At 60.5% G+C, this 16,198-nt stretch carries 15 protein-coding genes; 7 read left to right on the top strand and 8 right to left on the bottom strand.

Translation table 11 applies throughout. The features are described from left to right. Positions 1–189 precede the first annotated feature (189 nt). Genes HZ99_RS26730 through HZ99_RS26720 form a run of 3 tightly spaced genes read left to right on the top strand, consistent with a single transcriptional unit; the run spans position 190 to position 3,642 of the window. Entirely contained in the window at positions 190–1,116 is a 927-nt protein-coding gene (locus HZ99_RS26730) for an ABC transporter ATP-binding protein (RefSeq protein WP_080727761.1), read from the top strand. Further along, complete coding sequence (locus HZ99_RS26725; protein WP_038447459.1) at positions 1,113–1,838, top strand: ABC transporter permease; 726 nt, start codon at positions 1,113–1,115, stop codon at positions 1,836–1,838. Before HZ99_RS26730 ends, HZ99_RS26725 begins: the two co-directional genes overlap by 4 nt. A 25-nt stretch (positions 1,839–1,863) precedes the next feature. Further along, on the top strand, positions 1,864–3,642 hold the full coding sequence (locus tag HZ99_RS26720) for a Gldg family protein (RefSeq protein WP_235205544.1): 1,779 nt from the start codon (positions 1,864–1,866) through the stop codon (positions 3,640–3,642). 8 nt (positions 3,643–3,650) lie between these two features. Here HZ99_RS26720 and HZ99_RS26715 read toward each other — a convergent pair whose 3' ends face one another. From HZ99_RS26715 to HZ99_RS26705, 3 genes are all read right to left on the bottom strand, one after another. Continuing rightward, positions 3,651–3,959, bottom strand: a complete 309-nt coding sequence (locus HZ99_RS26715) for a hypothetical protein (protein ID WP_038447455.1) — start codon at positions 3,957–3,959, stop codon at positions 3,651–3,653. 247 nt (positions 3,960–4,206) lie between these two features. Beyond that, positions 4,207–4,641, bottom strand: a complete 435-nt coding sequence (locus tag HZ99_RS26710; protein WP_038447452.1) for a DoxX family protein — start codon at positions 4,639–4,641, stop codon at positions 4,207–4,209. A 103-nt stretch (positions 4,642–4,744) separates the two neighbouring features. Continuing rightward, positions 4,745–6,166, bottom strand: coding sequence for a transglycosylase SLT domain-containing protein (locus HZ99_RS26705; protein ID WP_038447449.1), 1,422 nt, complete (start codon positions 6,164–6,166; stop codon positions 4,745–4,747). 235 nt (positions 6,167–6,401) lie between these two features. On the opposite strand from HZ99_RS26705, the gene HZ99_RS26700 reads away from it, so the two are divergent. From HZ99_RS26700 to HZ99_RS26690, 3 genes are all read left to right on the top strand, one after another. After that, a complete protein-coding gene (locus HZ99_RS26700) occupies positions 6,402–7,208 on the top strand; it encodes a TatD family hydrolase (protein ID WP_038447446.1) in 807 nt (268 codons plus the stop codon). A 96-nt stretch (positions 7,209–7,304) separates the two neighbouring features. Further along, positions 7,305–8,786, top strand: a complete 1,482-nt coding sequence (locus tag HZ99_RS26695) for a methyl-accepting chemotaxis protein (RefSeq protein WP_038447444.1) — start codon at positions 7,305–7,307, stop codon at positions 8,784–8,786. 148 nt (positions 8,787–8,934) lie between these two features. Then, complete coding sequence (locus tag HZ99_RS26690; protein ID WP_038447441.1) at positions 8,935–9,297, top strand: Mpo1-like protein; 363 nt, start codon at positions 8,935–8,937, stop codon at positions 9,295–9,297. Between the two features lie 7 nt (positions 9,298–9,304). On the opposite strand, the gene HZ99_RS26685 is transcribed toward HZ99_RS26690, so the two are convergent. The 3 genes from HZ99_RS26685 to HZ99_RS26675 all read right to left on the bottom strand — a co-directional run bounded on the left by HZ99_RS26685 (position 9,305) and on the right by HZ99_RS26675 (position 11,340). Then, entirely contained in the window at positions 9,305–10,102 is a 798-nt protein-coding gene (locus tag HZ99_RS26685) for an acyl-CoA thioesterase (RefSeq protein ID WP_038447436.1), read from the bottom strand. Positions 10,103–10,204: 102 nt separating this feature from the next. Next, positions 10,205–10,966, bottom strand: coding sequence for a CHAD domain-containing protein (locus HZ99_RS26680; RefSeq protein WP_038447435.1), 762 nt, complete (start codon positions 10,964–10,966; stop codon positions 10,205–10,207). Between the two features lie 95 nt (positions 10,967–11,061). Then, on the bottom strand, positions 11,062–11,340 hold the full coding sequence (locus HZ99_RS26675; protein ID WP_038447432.1) for a hypothetical protein: 279 nt from the start codon (positions 11,338–11,340) through the stop codon (positions 11,062–11,064). A 216-nt stretch (positions 11,341–11,556) separates the two neighbouring features. Between HZ99_RS26675 and HZ99_RS26670 the strand changes: the two genes are divergently transcribed. Beyond that, complete coding sequence (locus HZ99_RS26670) at positions 11,557–12,594, top strand: patatin-like phospholipase family protein (RefSeq protein WP_038447429.1); 1,038 nt, start codon at positions 11,557–11,559, stop codon at positions 12,592–12,594. Between the two features lie 163 nt (positions 12,595–12,757). On the opposite strand, the gene HZ99_RS26665 is transcribed toward HZ99_RS26670, so the two are convergent. Beyond that, the gene (locus HZ99_RS26665) at positions 12,758–13,453 is read right to left on the bottom strand and encodes a response regulator (protein WP_038447426.1); all 696 of its coding nucleotides are present in this window, start codon (positions 13,451–13,453) and stop codon (positions 12,758–12,760) included. Between the two features lie 49 nt (positions 13,454–13,502). Further along, positions 13,503–16,154, bottom strand: coding sequence for a sensor histidine kinase (locus tag HZ99_RS26660; RefSeq protein WP_038447424.1), 2,652 nt, complete (start codon positions 16,152–16,154; stop codon positions 13,503–13,505). Positions 16,155–16,198 lie beyond the last annotated feature (44 nt).

Raw genomic sequence — 16,198 nt, 5'->3', positions numbered from 1 at the left:
GTAGGACTTACCTTATTCCAGTGTTTCAGCGTTTCCAAGCGCACTCATTAAACGTACCATTTTTTAACAAATCCACAGATCAATACTTTTCACCTTAAGCCTCTGGCAACTAACTACCTGACGCCCCAGGTTAATTGAAGCCGCCGTTTACCCGGCGTGCCCGGACAAACAACCAAGCAGAAAAGCATAATGATCGAAATCACCAACCTAACAAAAAAAACAGGACGATCGACAGTCCTCGAAAACTTGACATTCAGCGCCCGGCACCGGGAATGCCTGGGAATATTCGGACATGATGCTGCGGGCAAAAGTACGTTACTCCAATTACTCTCAGGTGCGATCCCGGCGACTTCCGGAAATATAAAAATATACGATCTGGATATATCCACGCACCCGCTGAAAACCAAGAGAATAATAGGCTACCAGCCTGAATCTGCACTCAGCCATGGCAGCATGAGGGTTAAGAGTTTTCTGGGGTTCATCGCTGAAATTCGCGGTTTCAGGGGCCTGGAAAAACGTAGGATGGTTGATCGAGCCGTCACCCGCCTGGAGCTTTGGCGCGTACTCGATTCCCCCATCGCCGCCCTGCCTGCGGGGCATCAGCGCAAAGTCGCACTGGCCCAAGCCATTATGCATGACCCCAGGTTGCTGCTGCTCGATGAGCCCACCGAAGGCCTGGACATCCTGCAAAAACACAAGGTCGGGAGGTTGATCCAGTCGCTGACCGACGAGATGACGGTAATGATTGCCTCGCGCAATCCCGAAGAATTCGCCTCTGTCTGTCAGCGGGCGCTGGTCCTGGCGGAGGGCCGCTTGCTCGCCGATGCACCCACCACCGAGCTGCAACGCAGTTCGCGCCATTATCAGGCAATCACCCTCGCGACCGATACGCCCCTGGACCTGCTCGCGCTGGCTGTGCTCCCGGGGGTGGCTGGCATCGAAGAGGACCGGCACGCCGAGGGCAGCGTGACGGTACTTGCGATGCCAGGACAAACCATTTATCCGCATGTCAACGCCCTGATCGCCAATCGTCGCTGGACGATCAATACCTTGAGCCTTGAGCCGGGACGCTTGAGCGATGTAATCCACCATATGAGCCAAGAGGCGCCCAATTGAAACGTCTACCTGCAATATTCAAACGGCAACTCAGCAGTTACTTATCAAGCCCGGCCACTTATTTCGCCATATCGACATTTTTGATTACCAACGCCGCACTGGGATTTCATGTAGGAAACTTCTTAGAAAAAAACCCAGGCAACTTATATGCTTTTTTTCAGTTCCACCCCTGGCTGTATATTTTTTTTATTCCATTCATTTCAACACTGCTGTGGCTGGATGAGCACAAAGATCGGGCCCAGGCATTTTCCAATTCACTTCCGGTATCAGCCCTTGAACTAACGCTGGGAAAATTCCTGGCTGCATGGACACTTTGCGCCCTGCCCCTTTCATTAAACTTTCCGTTGATAGTCACCATTAACTACCTGGCTTCGGCAGACAACTCAACCATCTTCGCGCAGTTTATCGGCAGTTGGCTATTGGCAGGCGCTTATCTTTCGCTTGCCTGTTTCATCTGCGTACTGGCCTGCAACGGCCTGATCATTTATGGCATGACTTTAACGTTGTTATTGATAGCCAGTACTTTATCGTCGGTGCTGGATATGCTGGATCACCAGGCACCCATTTGGATCATCGACAGTTTAATCTCGCTCAATCCAAGGCTACGTTTCAGCGCCATCGACGACGGCCTGTTGACGCTGCGTGACACCTCTTACTTCATCAGCATGATCGTCGCTTTCCTCACCGCCACCACCCTCACTTTAAATTTCAGAAAAGGCTGAGAACGCAAACCCCATGAGGAACCTTATGAACCTTGGCGTGACGTTGATCGTCATCGCCCTGCTTTTTCTCGCCTTCAACCTGGTATGGGTCCTGAAAGTGCCCAACTACCGGCTGGACCTATCCGACGACAAGATCCATACCCTGTCACCCTCGACCGAGGCCCTGCTCGCGACACTTGAGGTGCCCATGGACCTGTATTTTTTCAACTCGAGTCAGCCCCGCAAGAGCGAAGCCTTGAACCGTCATGGCGAGTACATCGCAATGCTGCTCAAGGCCTATGAAAGCGCGGCCAAGGGCAACATTACCCTGCACCTGATTGACCCCCGGCCCTTTTCCGAGGATGAGTACAAGGCCGAGGTATTGGGGCTGGATAGCAGACACGGGCTGTTTGGGCTGATAGGCACACGTGCCAACCAGGAGCCTCAGAAGATCCAACGCTTCGACCCCACACGCGCACGGTTTCTGGAGTATGAGATCAGCCGCCTGATCCATAACGTCGCCCGCCAGGAGCAGCCCACCATCGGACTGATCTCCGGATTACCCATGGAGGGCAGCCGGGATGATCGCAATCAGGAAATCGCACCGCCGTGGCAGTTGCTCAAGGAAATCCGCAGCCAGTTCAACCTGATGAGCCTGGGCAGCGATATCCCGAGCATCCCCGAGCACGTCAAAACCTTGATGGTCGTGCAACCCGCCCTACTGCCAGAGCGAACCTTTTTTGCCATTGATCAGTTTGTCCTCGGAGGGGGCAAGCTGATGATGTTTATCGACCCCTTGAACGAACCGAACTCAGCCGCAGGCACCTCCAACCAGAAAAACCTCCTGGCGGCCTGGGGCCTGCAAATGCCGGCCAATAAAGTCCTGACAGACAGCCTTTTTGCAACCCCTGTGGTCTTGACCAACAACCAACTGCCCGTACGCCATCCCGGGGCCCTTACCCTGACCAAAGCAGCAATGGCGCAGAACGATATCAGCAGTTGGAACATCGACAGCGTGACGCTGCTGAATCCGGGCACACTTATCCCCCTGAAAAACAGCCGTACGAGCTTTATCCCTCTGCTGCGGAGCTCTGCGCAAGCCAGCACCTTTGATGGGCAACGTTTTGCGCAACCGGCCACCTTTGACGCCATGCTTCAGGAAGCCACTACGCACGGTAGCTCCCAGGTGATCGCAGCCCGCCTGGAAGGGTCTGCGTATTCTGCGTTCCCCGACGGCATCAACGGCCAGAAAGCCCCCCTTCAAAAGGCCACCAACATTCATGTGGTAGTGGTTGCTGACACTGACCTGCTCAGTGATCGCGTGTGGCTGGCCACACGCAATGCCGACAGGCAAAAAATGCCACGCTCGGACAATGCCAGGTTTGTCTTGAATACCCTGGATAACCTGGCGGCACCGCCCCCCCTGAGTGCCATCAGCCCGAGTACCCACGAACGGCAACCGTCAGGGTTGCTGGATACGTTGCGCAAAGATGCCGCGCAAGCCTATGCAAAAAAAGCGGTTTTATTGGAACAACGCCTGGAGCAGGCAGAAAAGGAATGGCAGTTGCTCAACACGCTATCATCGTTGCCGAGCGAAGCCAGTGCCTCGAATAAAATCTTACAAGCACTCAACAAGGAACGCCTGCGTTTACGCATGGAGTTGCACACCCTGAAAAAAGAGGCCTACCGGAACGTACGCAAGATAGAACGCAGCGTGAGCCTGCTCACGATTGTCAGCATGCCATTACTCGTGAGCCTGCTGGGTCTGTGGATATTTATTGGCCGACGACGGCACCAACATCCGCCGGCGGCGGCATTCTATTGAGCCTTGGCTTAACGACGGGTAATCAGGCCCTGGCGCGCCACACGGGTCAGGTGTTTGATGAACTCGCCGGCATCCTCGGCATTGGGCGCCTGGATTACCGCTAGATCAAAGCTGTTCGTGGCAAATCGTGCCAAGGACTCACCGTCTTCGACAAACTGGATCAGGAAGGCCGAAGGACGACCCGTGCGCCGAGGCCAGCCATCCAGATAACGCAGCAGCGTCGGCTGGTGCTTGCCGCCAAGGAGGATTTTCGGGTTGCGTTGAGTCAGGCCCGCAGTGATCGGAGCCAGGCGTACAAGAGGTCGTAGTGCATTCATCGTGTCGTGTCTCTGCCTCAAAAGTCTGCGGGCAGGTGAGAGGCAACACCGAACCAGCGCTTTAGCGGTATTTCGAAACCTGGAGCAGGCTTCTGTCGGGACTGCAGCGAGTCCCTGTGGCGCCCCGCAATTAGCTGTTTAAATCGGCGCATGCAGCATCCTAGAGAAGCCGGTGGGGCAGTGTCAAGAATCCCGTACAACGAAAAAGGCCCGCACGGGGCGGGCCTTTAACACCGGTGCAACGCGATCAATCGGCGATGGCACGGTCTGCGGACAGTTTGCCGGCACCTTCGAACAGCACCGCCACTGAGCCACCCAGCAGTGCCAGGGCAAACTCATAGCCGTTGTTGGCCATGAACAAGCCGTTGCTGATATGCACCGAGAAAATCGCCACCAGCGAGACAATGGTCAACCCCAACGCTGCAGGGCGTGCCAGCAAACCGATGATCAGCGCCAGGCCGGCGAAGAACTCAGTGCCGCCCGACAACAGTGCCATCAGGGTACCCGGGGCCAGGCCGATGCTCTCCATCCATTGAGCCGTCCCCGCCAGGCCACCACCGCCGAACCAGCCGAAAAGCTTTTGCGAGCCGTGGGCGGCAAAAATGATACCGACGAAAATTCGCAGAACAGTCAGGCCATAGCCGGCGCGGGTGGACAGAACGTTTTTGATCATTGGGCTCATGTTAATAATCCTTTTCGATGACAGGGTGGGTTGGTCGCTATATTAATCAGTTTATAGAATGTTAAAAGCCGAAAAAAACGCTAATCAATATCGATAAATTAGATTATTTTCGTGAGACGACTTTGGCCGTCACCGGTTCCAGAGAATCCCGCTCCCGATCAAAGGCCAAGTAGTACTTGTTCACGCTATTAACATAGCTGACGCCGCCCATTCCGACCTGCTCCATGGCAATGCGCTCCACCTGGAAAAACCACTGATTGGGGTTCAAGCCCCGGCGTCGCGCCTCGGCACGCATGCCCTGCACCCGCTCCGGGCCCATGTTGTATGCGGCCAGGACGAATGCCATGCGCTCACGCTCGTTAAGCTTGGGGCTGGCGAAGAACTTGCGGCGAATCAAGGCCAGGTAGCGCGCCCCCGCCTGCACATTGCTGTCCAGGGTCTGGATATTGTTGACGCCTACCCGCTGGGCAGCGGATGGGGTGATTTGCATCAGGCCCGTCGGCCCGCTGCCACTTTTCGCAGCAGGGTTGAGGGACGATTCCTTGAAGGCCAGGGCCGCCAGGTTCAACCAGTCCATGCCTTGCTCCCGGGCATGCTTCTGCAACACCGGACGCAGTTTTTCCAGGCGCTGGCGATCAGCCCTGGCCAGGGGGTAACGCACCTGATAGAGCCGACGGTAGATACGCTGGAAAGCTACGTCCTGGTCTGACGGGGTTTTGTAGGTTTTCAGGAAGCGGTCGATGCTGGCCCGCAGCATCGAGGCATCCTGGCGCACGAACCAGTACTCTTCCCCCGGTTCGCTGATCGCCACTTGTTTGTCAAAACGCAACTTGGGCAGGATCTTCGACCAGCGCTCGGCAATCGGCCGCTCGACAATGGTCAGGTGGAAGATCCCGGCCTGGACCATCTCCAGCACATCTTCCACTGCCAGGCTGGGGTCCACCCACTCCACCTTGACCGGCGGCAGCTTGCGCAACGCCAGCTTCTGGTTGATCTGGTTGACCGCTTCCCCCGCAGCACTGCCCGTGGTCAGGGCCAATGTGCGCCCGGACAGTTGCTCCAACCGGGTAAACCGCCGCTCACCCTTGAGGCCGACCAGCCATAGCGGCACATCGCTGGCAATCGGCTCGCTGCTGCTGATCTTGTGGGCAGCCGTCACATCCAGCAGCTCACCGGGCGCCACCAGGTCGCCTTCGCCACGGGCCAGCGCCCCCAGCAACTGATCCTTGGCCTTGGGAATGATCTTGAGGTTGATTTCCTGGCCATCGCGGGCACGGCCATTGAGGTAGTGTTCGAAGGCGCGCAGGCGATGGTATTCGACGCCAATGGACTGCCCCTGGACCTCACCGGAGCTATTGCGACTCTGGTTGACCAGCACTCGCAAAGTGCGGCTGCTGCGGATTTCTGCCAGGTCGCGGACTTTGCCCGGCTTGGTCACTTCCAGCGGCCCGTCCAGACGCGCAACTGCCGCCGTGGGCAGCAGCAGCGTCAGGCACACCATAAGCAATGCCGAGGGTCGGATCATCCGCTCTCCGGAAAGAACAAGGCCCCAAGCACCGCGAAAAACGTCGCATTGGGGGACAGAAACAGAGCGCCAGAGGCGCAGACTTTGCACGCAAGGGTGTCACAGCAGCAGGCCCTCGGCCAACCACGGTGTTACTTGCGACGTTCAAAGACAGCGATAACTCGTTGTAGTTCTTGGTTTTTCTTATAAATCTACAGCTCTGATAGACTTTCCGGCCGCAGGCGGAGATAGCACCATGCAACTCATTGATATTGGCGTCAACCTGACCAACCCCAGTTTCGACGACAAACACCAGGCCGTGCTCGAGCGCGCCTATGCCGCCGGCGTGGGCCAACTGATCGTCACCGGCACCAGTGTGCAAGGCAGCGAACAGGCCCTGGAACTGTGCCAACGCTGGGATGAAAGCGCCCGACGATTGTTCTCCACTGCGGGCATTCATCCCCACAGCGCCAGCGATTGGAACGTCGACAGCGCCCGGCAACTGCATGACCTGCTCCGCCAGGACCGGGTACGCGCGGTGGGTGAATGCGGGCTGGACTTCAACCGTGACTTCTCACCAAGGCCCCAGCAGGAAAAGGTCCTTGAAGCCCACCTGGCATTGGCCGTTGAATTGCAGTTGCCGGTATTTCTCCATGAACGGGATGCCAACCAGCGGCTGCTGGAAATCTTGCGCGACTACCGTGATCAACTGCCCGCCGCCGTGGTGCACTGCTTCACCGGCGAACAACGCGCGCTGTTCAGTTACCTCGACCTGGACCTGCATATCGGTATCACCGGCTGGATCTGTGACGAACGCCGTGGGACGCACCTACACCCGCTTGTCAGGGAAATCCCCCGGGGCCGCCTGATGCTGGAAAGCGACGCGCCCTACCTGCTGCCGCGCACCCTGCGCCCCAAACCCAAGAACGGGCGCAATGAGCCGGCCTACCTGCCGGAAGTCCTGCGCGAAGTGGCCCTGCACCGCGAAGAAAGCCTGCAAGACCTGGCCCAGCACAGCACCGCATGCGCCCGCGCGTTTTTCGGTCTGCCTGCGTTGGATTGACGCGGCGCATTGACCCATATCAACACCCATTTTCCGGATAGCGGCACAATAATGGCACCTTGCCAATACTGTTTCCGCTATCAGAGAAAACCTTCCATGGGTGCCTGGCTTAGCAATATCTCGCTGAAGTACAAATTCTGGGCCGTGAATGCGGTCGCTTTCATCACCACGCTGCTGCTGGTGCTGTATGCCGTGCACCTTGAGCAACAGGCCCGCAGCCATGCCTCCCAAACCTCGGCACAAGCCCAGGGACGCTTGCTCAGCGCCTGGCCAGTCGGGCAGGCGCTGCCCAAGGGCGAGCACTGGCTGGCCTTTGCCCGGGGCCAGGCTCCCGAGCTGCCAGGCCAGGATTTGTCCGCCCTCAGCGAAGCCGATGGCTGGGTCGAGTTCAACCCTATGCCGCTGTTCGGCGAAAACCCGTTGATGGGCGCCCAAGTCGTCTCCCGCGCCGACGGCCAGCACGTTGCCGTACTGGCTTATGCGCCCAGCCTGAGCCAGGTGTTTACCGAACGCTTCACCCACTACGCGGTGGCGGTGCTGATCCTGATGCTCGCGATGCTCTGCGCCTCGCAGTTGCTGATCCGCTTTTTGCTCGCCCAACTCAATACCTTGAAAGACGTCATGCTGCATGTGGAGAAAACCGGCGACCTGTCGGCCCGCGTGCCCCTGGCGTGCAAGGACGAAGTCGGGCAGATGGCCAGTGCGTTCAACGCCATGCAGGCCGGCTACCAGCGAGTGGTCAGCACCGTGGCCCGCACTGCCAAACTGTTGGACGACGGTGCCGCACGCCTGGCCAGCAGCATGAACGAGGTGCAGCACGGCATGCTCGGCCAGCAAAGCGAGACCGACCAGGCTGCCACTGCGATCAATGAAATGACCGCCACCGTGTATCACATTGCCCAGCACGCCGGCGCCACGCGGGACCTGTCCCAGACCGCCGACACCCTGGCCGGCAGCGGTCAGGAAGTGGTGACCCGAGTCCAGCGTTCGATTGCCGGGTTGTCTACCGGTGTGCAGCAAACCGCCGAGATGATCCAGAAGCTGGCCGAGGACAGCCAGAAGATCAATGGCGTGGTCGGGGTGATCCATAGCATCGCCGAACAAACCAACCTGCTGGCCCTCAACGCCGCCATCGAAGCCGCCCGCGCCGGGGAGATGGGGCGCGGTTTTGCGGTCGTCGCCGACGAGGTACGCAACCTGGCCAAGCGCGTGCAAAGTTCTACCGATGAAATCACCCGCATGGTCTCTGCCCTGCAGGCAGGCACCCGGGACGCCGTGGACTTTATGCAGGAAAGCTCCTTCAAGGCTGACGACTGTGTACAGCAAGCCCAGGAAGCCGGCGCGTCACTCGTGGAAATCACCAGCGCCGTGGCGCAGATGCGCGAGAGCAACACGCAAATTGCGGTCGCCGCCGAACAACAGAGCCATGTGGCCGAAGAGATGAACCGAGCGGTGGTGAGCATTCGTGATGTCACGGAAAACACCGTACAACAGACCGTGGATTCCGCGACCACCAGCAATGAACTGGCCACCCTGGCCGGTGAGCTGAACAAGGCCATCGGCCAACTGAAGTTGTGACGTTGGTCCACCCACAAATCAGCCAACGCTTGCCGTTGGCGAACCCATCAAATCGCTATAACCCCCATAGCCAACCCCAATTCGCCGGCCCTGCCCGCCCAACCTAAACTCTGTGCATCACGTTTCAACGGACAGAGGATTTATCATCATGGGCAAACGTCATCCCAATCTCCCCGCCTGGCAATGGCGCGCCTACCCGCAGAACCATCAGCACCCGACCAACCTGGTGCTGCACCTGATAGCCGTACCGCTGTTTATCGTCGGGTTTCTGCTGATTGTGTCTGGGGTGTTCAGCCTGAGCCTGGCCAGTTTTGCCATCGGCGTGGTCGGCGTGCTTGCCGGCCTGGCGCTGCAGCGCCATGGCCACAGCCTGGAGACCCAGGCCAGCGAGCCGTTCAGTGATCGCAAAGATGCAGTGCAGCGCCTGGTGGTCGAGCAATTCGTGACCTTTCCGCGCTTTGTCCTCAGTGGCGGCTGGTGGCAGGCCTGGCGTCAGCGCCACCGCCACTGAGGACGGCTCAGGCGAAGACCACCACGGTCTGGCGGCTGATAGCAATCAACTGGCCATCAGGCCCCCACAACATTGCAGCAGCATGGCCGTAGCCGTCGCGGGCATGCTCGATCTCGACGTGGTACTGGCACCAATCCAGGGTCGTCAGCTGCGCCAGCGGCTGAATGAACTCGATGGTCCAGGTCAGGGTGCTGCCCGGAGCCGGCCTCTTGAGGTGCGGCAGCAGGGCCGGCGGCCAGGCGTCCACCAGCGCAAGGAGATGCGCCTCGGTCAAGGGCTCCTCCTTCACGTCTCCACGCAGGCGCACCCAGCCGCCCATCTCCCGGGATTTATTGCCCGTGAACGGCAAGCCGCCAACACTCCAGCGCATCGCCAGGTGGCGCATGAACTCAGGGGTCACACCTTTGATATAGGGCAGCTCCTGGCACTCATCCCAATGCTTGAAGGCCGGCGCGGGCAAGGCCGGCACGTCAATCTGCGAAGGGCGTGAAGCGCCGAAGCTGGCCTGGGCCAGGGTCATCACTTCCCCGCCCTGCACCACCCGCCCCAGCAACTGGCTGACCGCCTTGCCTTCGCGCAGCACTTCCACCTGATAGCTGGCAGATACGTCGGGCGCCACCGGCCCCACAAAGGTTACGGCCAACGAGCGCAACGGGCGATCTGCCGGAACCTGGGCACGCAACGCTTCGTATTGCAAGGCGGCGACCAGGCCGCCGAATGTGGCGCGGCCCTGGGCCCATTCAGCCGGAATAGACACATCCAACGGGTGACTACGGGCAGCGTCGAGCAAATCACTAAAGCGCATGGCGACCTCACATCAAGAAAATCGATGCTGGGATCTTAACCAGCGCGCCAGCCCGGCACAGCACTTATTCCGGCCAAATACCCGGACAGATAAGCCGCCCGATCAGAAACAGTCCGCTGCCAGCTTATCCAGCACCCGGTCCGCCTTGCCTTCGGCCTGGGCCATGGCTCGGTGCCAGACCGCAACACAGGGCTGCAAGTCCGCCTGATGCTCGGCTTGCGCGAGCCATTGCCAGCAGTCATGCCAGTCCCCCAACGCACCCTGGGCGGACTTGAGACGGGACATGGCCTTGGCTGGCACCTGGCCCAATTGCGGGTAGGCCTCGGCCGCGTAGCGCACGCGCTTGATCAGTAACCGCAGGCGATGGCGGTCGTGATCGGGATCGTGCAATGCCCTCTCAAGTGCCTGCCATTGCTTGGCCAGGCGCTTTTCGATGCGTATGTGCAGGCCCTTGAGCAGTTTTTGCTGCTGGGATGCGCGGATAAATCGTGGAAAGGCTTCGAGGATCAGCAGCAGTCGCGCCAACTCCGGGCTTTGCGCCACCTGTCGATAGGTCTGCGGCTGCAGGCGCAGGCGCCGGGCCGCCGCGTCGTGATAGCCGTGCTGGTGCAGGTAGGCTGCCAGCACCTCGCGATCGCGCAGCGGCGTGGTCAATTGGCCAACGGCGCTGGCGGCCGCTTCCAGTTGCTCGACACCGGGCAGTCCGCGCAAAGGACGCAACAGGCTGCGCAGACGCCGCACGGTGGTGCGCAGATCATGCAGCGCTTCGTCATCGGTAACCGCCGCCAGGCGTGCCTGGCAACTCAACAATCCGACTTCCAGGCCAATGACCTGGGCGACTAACTGATCCACCAACGCCGACATGCTGCTTCCCCTGTTAGACAACGTCCATACACCTGTGCAGAACAGGTGCCTGGAACCACCTTAACCACTACCCCGGCGTGTTGCGCTGACTCGGATCAACGCCCGGCGCGCGACTCACGAATGTAGAAACGAGCTTTTTCCGCTTTACTGGCACACCCTTCAAATGCCTCGAACTGCTGCTGGGTCTTGGCGCCGGTCAACAACGACAAAGCCTTGGAATAACTGACGGTGCCGGCAAAGCCTTCAGCCTTGGCCAGGTCCAGTTCTTGCCACGCGGCGTCCAACTGGCTGGCGCAGCTATCGCGATAGGCCGTTTTGCCGGCACAACCGGCCAGGGCCAACACAATCACAGGCAAACATATCCAGGCTTTCATCAATGACACCTCAAGAAAAGAAAACAGTCGTCGGATGTAGACGTTGCCTACAGAAAAAAGTGCCTTATCACGCAGCCTGAAATGCCCAGTGCCGGTAGCCAAAGCATACCCGAGCAAATAGCTCGGCTTACGAAATTTATCGCTCTTGTCAGCTAGGATTGAAGCAGCCCCCTCGATAGGTGCATTGTGGACAGCTGTTTTGCGAAGGATCCGGTCATGAAAAAACGTGTTGCATTGGTCCTGGGCTCCGGCGGAGCAAGGGGTTATGCCCATATCGGGGTGATCGAAGAGATCGAAAAACGCGGTTATGAAATCGCCTGTATCGCCGGCTGCTCCATGGGCGCGGTGGTGGGCGGGATTTATGCCGCAGGTAAGTTGCAGGACTACCGGAACTGGATCGAAAGCCTGGACTACCTGGATGTGCTGCGCCTGGTGGATGTGAGTTTTCGCCTGGGGGCGATACGCGGCGAAAAGGTCTTTGGGCAGATCCGCAAGATCGTCGGCGAAATCAATATCGAAAACCTGCGCATCCCCTACACCGCTGTGGCCACCGACCTGACCAACCAACAGGAAATCTGGTTCCAGGAAGGCTGCCTGCACCAGGCCATGCGTGCCTCAGCGGCGATTCCCAGCCTGTTCACTCCGGTGATGCAAGGCAATCGCATGCTGGTGGACGGCGGCCTGCTCAACCCACTGCCTATCGTGCCGGTGGTGTCGAGCCATTGCGACCTGATCATTGCGGTCAACCTCAACTCCACCAACCAGAAGCATTACAAGCTGCCGGTGATCCAGCGTCCGCCGGCGTTCAAGAGTCGCTTCGACAACCTGGTTCGATCACTGGGCTCGCACCTGCCGTTTCGGCGCAAGCAGGCCGAACAATTATTGCTGCTGGAACAGGAAGCGCTACAAGCCCAGGCCGCCGATATCAACCCCTGGCTTGAAGGCGCCGAGCCGCAAGCCCAGCAACCGGCCGCAGCCCCGGAGACGGCCGGCGCGCCCAAGTCGGCCACTGGTTCGTTCATCATCGACAACGTGGGGCCGGCATCGCTGCTGGATTTGATCAACCAGAGTTTCGAGGTGATGCAGACATCCTTGGCGCAGTACAAGATCGCGGGTTATCCGCCGGATGTGCTGATCAACGTGCCCAAGCGCGTGTGCCGGTTCTTCGAGTTCTACAAAGCGCCGGAACTGATCGCGCTGGGACGCGAGATTGCCAGTGATACGTTGGATCGGTATGAGAGTGAACAGAGCTGAGATTTGCGTCCGGGCCTGTCCGGGCTCATGGCGCTATCGCGGGCAAGCCCGCTCCCACGGGGGACGCTGGCGGGCACAGCATTTTGGCCACTCATCAATCAAATAACGTAGGAGTTGGCTTGCCAGCGATGAGGCCGGTACAGCCAGCACACTTGCTCAGCCCTCAGCCCTCAGCCCCCAGCAACCGATACCCCACCCCCGCCTCGGTCACGATAAATCGCGGCTGGGTCGGCTCATCCGCCAGTTTCTGGCGCAAGTGCCCCACCACAATGCGCAGGTAGTGACTGTCTTCGGTATGGGTCGGCCCCCAGATATCCTTGAGCAATTGCTGTTGGGTAATCACCCGGCCAGGATGGCGCGCCAGTTGCGCCAGTACCGCGTATTCCTTGCGGGTCAGGGCCACCTCGACACCGTCCAGCAGCACCCGCCGATACGCCAGGTCGACCGTCAGCGGGCCAAACTGCAGGGCGGCCTGCTGGGTTTCTCCAGCGGGCGCCTGGCGTAGCAGCGCGCGCACCCGGGCCAGAAATTCCTGGATGCCAAATGGCTTGGTCACATAATCGTTGGCGCCACCATCCAGGGCCTGGACCTTCTGCCCTTCGCTGGCACGCACCGACAACACCAGCACCGGCGCCGTCGACCATTCGCGCAGGTCGCGCAACACCTGTTGGCCGTCCATGTCCGGCAGGCCCAGGTCCAGCACCAGCAGGTCCGGCTTGTTCAATGCTGCCTGGGCCAGCCCTTCGGCGCCGGTCCCGGCTTCGAGCACTTTATAGCCCTGGGACGCCAGGCTGATGCGCAAGAACTTGCGGATCTGCGGCTCGTCATCAATGACCAAAATCGTCGCAGTCTGGCTCATGGTGTTCCGTCAAAATGGCTGAAAGAAATCAAGAGTAGCGCACCTGATATCACGCTTCACTTTCCAGGCTCGGCTGGGTCTGCAAGGGCAGGAACAAAGTGATGCAAGTGCCCCGCCCATCGATGCCCTCGGCTACGCTGATATGCCCGCCATGGGCGCCAACCATACCCTGGCAGATGGCCAGGCCGAGCCCGGTGCCCTGCCCTCCACGGTCGCCGCGTGCGGCGGTGTAGAACATATCGAAAATCTTCGCCCGCTCCTCCTCGGGAATCCCCGGGCCTTCGTCGCTGACCGCAAAAAACACCGTCTGCTGCGCCACGCCGGCGCGCAGTTGCAAGCGGCCATGGGGCGGTGAGAAGCGTGCGGCGTTTTCCAGCACATTGACCAGTGCCTGCTCGATCAAGGCGGCATGCACATAAAGCAGCGGCAACTCGGGCGGCACCTCGGTACTCACCTGCAACGGCGCCAGTACCGCACGCAGCCGGCCGAGGGCGCTGCCGACAATATCGCCGGGCGACACCCAGTCGCGCGCCAGCTTCAAGGCGCCATGGCCCAGGCGGGTCATGTCCAGCAGGTTCTGGATGTAGCGGTCCAGGCGCTCGGCTTCATCACGAGTCCCTTCCAGCAGTTCCCGGCGATCTTCCAGGGGAATGGCTTCGCCCAGGGCCAGCAGGCTGTCGATACTGCCGCGCATGGAAGTCAGCGGCGTGCGCAAGTCATGGGACACCGAGGCCAGCAAGGCGCTGCGCAGTTGTTCGGTCTCGCCGTGCAAACGGGCGGCCTCCAGGTTCTGCGCCAATTGGGCACGGGCCAGCGCCTGGGCCAACGGCTGGCTCAAGGCTGTGAGCAGGCGCCGGCGTTGGCCACTGAGTTCCAGGCCGGCCTTGGGGCTGACGCCGAGCAGGCCCAGCGGGCCATTTTCAGCGGACAACGGCCACCACCACCAACGCCCAAACGGCAAGGTGCCAGTGCCCATCCCCGCCGGCTGGTCGTGCTGCCAGGCCCAGTCGGCGGCGGCGCGCTCGGCCTCGGTAAAGGTGATCGGCCCGCCGGTCTCGACCTTCCAGTCACCGGGCCCGTCGCGATTGACCAGGCACAACTGCAAGTCGCTCCAACCCTGCAGATGATGGGCCGCAGCGCTGATCACCGCCTGGCGATCGGTAGCGGCGGTGAGTTTACGCGACAGGTCGAGCAGCTCACTGGTTTCTTCCTGGGTGTCGCGCAGGGCCTGCAGTTGCCGACGCTGGCGAGCGGCCAGGTTGCCGGTCAGCGCCGCCATCAGCAGGAAAAACAGCAGCGTCAGCACATCTTCTTCACGCTGAATGGCGAACGAGAAATTCGGCGGAATAAACAAAAAGTCATAGGCCATGAACGACAGCGCCGCACAGGCCAATGCCGGGCCCAGGCTGCTGCGAACCGCCACCAGCAGCACCGCTGCGAGGAACACCAGGGAGATATTGGGCAGCGGCAGCAGACTCGACACGCCCCACGCCAACGCACTGGCCAGCACGGTTGCCAGCAGCGCCAGGGCATAGTCGAACCACACCAGGCCACGTACATCGGGCAAGCGCGGCGCGGCGGGTGTTCCATCGCTGTCGAGCACGTTGATTTCCAAGCCCCGGGCATTGCGCAACAAGCGCGCCGCCAAGCCGCCGCCGAACAGTCGGCGCCGCCAGCGCGGGCGTGACTGCCCCACCAGCACCAGGCTGGCACGGCGTTCGGCGGCGTGCTGGATCAGCGTCTTGGCCACTTCACCGGCACGCAGCAACACCACTTCGCCACCCAGGCGCTCAGCCAGTTGCTGGGCGTTTTGCAGGCGCAGGCGAGACTGCTCGTCGCGCACCCGGCCGTTATCCACATGCACCAGGCTCCAGGGCAAATGCCGGCGCTGGGCCACCCGGCTGGCGTGACGCACCAGGCGCTCGGCCTCGGCATCGCCATCCACCCCCACCAACAACCGCCCGCGCACCGTCGGCGCGGCCTGGCCCAGTTGCCGGTAGCCCTGGGCCAGATCGTCATCGACATGCGCGGCAGCAGTCTGCATCGCCAACTCGCGCAGGGCCATGAGGTTGGTCTGGGTGAAGAACGCATCAATGGCCGCGCGTGCCTGTTCCGGCACGTAGACCTTGCCATCGCGCAGGCGCTCCAGCAGCTCGCGCGACGGCAGGTCGATCAGCAGCAACTCATCGGCTTCCTGCAACACCCAGTCCGGCAACGTTTCGCGCACCTGTACCCCAGTGATACCGCGCACCTGGTCGTTAAGGCTTTCCAGGTGCTGGACGTTGACCGTGGTAAACACGTTGATGCCGGCGGCGAGCAACTCCTGAATGTCCTGCCAGCGCTTTTCGTGGCGGCTGCCCGGGGCGTTGCTATGGGCCAGTTCGTCCACCAGCACCAGCTTGGGCTGGCTGGCGAGCAAGCCATCGAGGTCCATCTCTTCAAGCATGACCCCACGATATTCAGAGCGCTGCAGTGGCTGCTGGGGCAAGCCACTGAGCAAGGCTTCGGTCTCGGCGCGGCCATGGGTCTCGACTACCCCGGCAATCACCCGGACGCCCAGGCGCAATTGGCTGTGGGCCGCCTGGAGCATGGCGTAGGTCTTGCCTACGCCAGGGGCGGCACCGAGGAATACTTTGAGCCGGCCACGGCCGCGCTTGGGTAGATCGGCTAGGAGGGCGTCGGCGCGGCCAGAGTCGCTCATGGGCACAGTCTTCTTTCAGTGAGTGATGTTGGGTACATGCAGCC

It is taken from the genome of Pseudomonas fluorescens, assembly GCF_000730425.1.
Classification (GTDB): domain Bacteria; phylum Pseudomonadota; class Gammaproteobacteria; order Pseudomonadales; family Pseudomonadaceae; genus Aquipseudomonas; species Aquipseudomonas fluorescens_X.
This window is presented reverse-complemented; position numbering and strand designations above follow the sequence as displayed.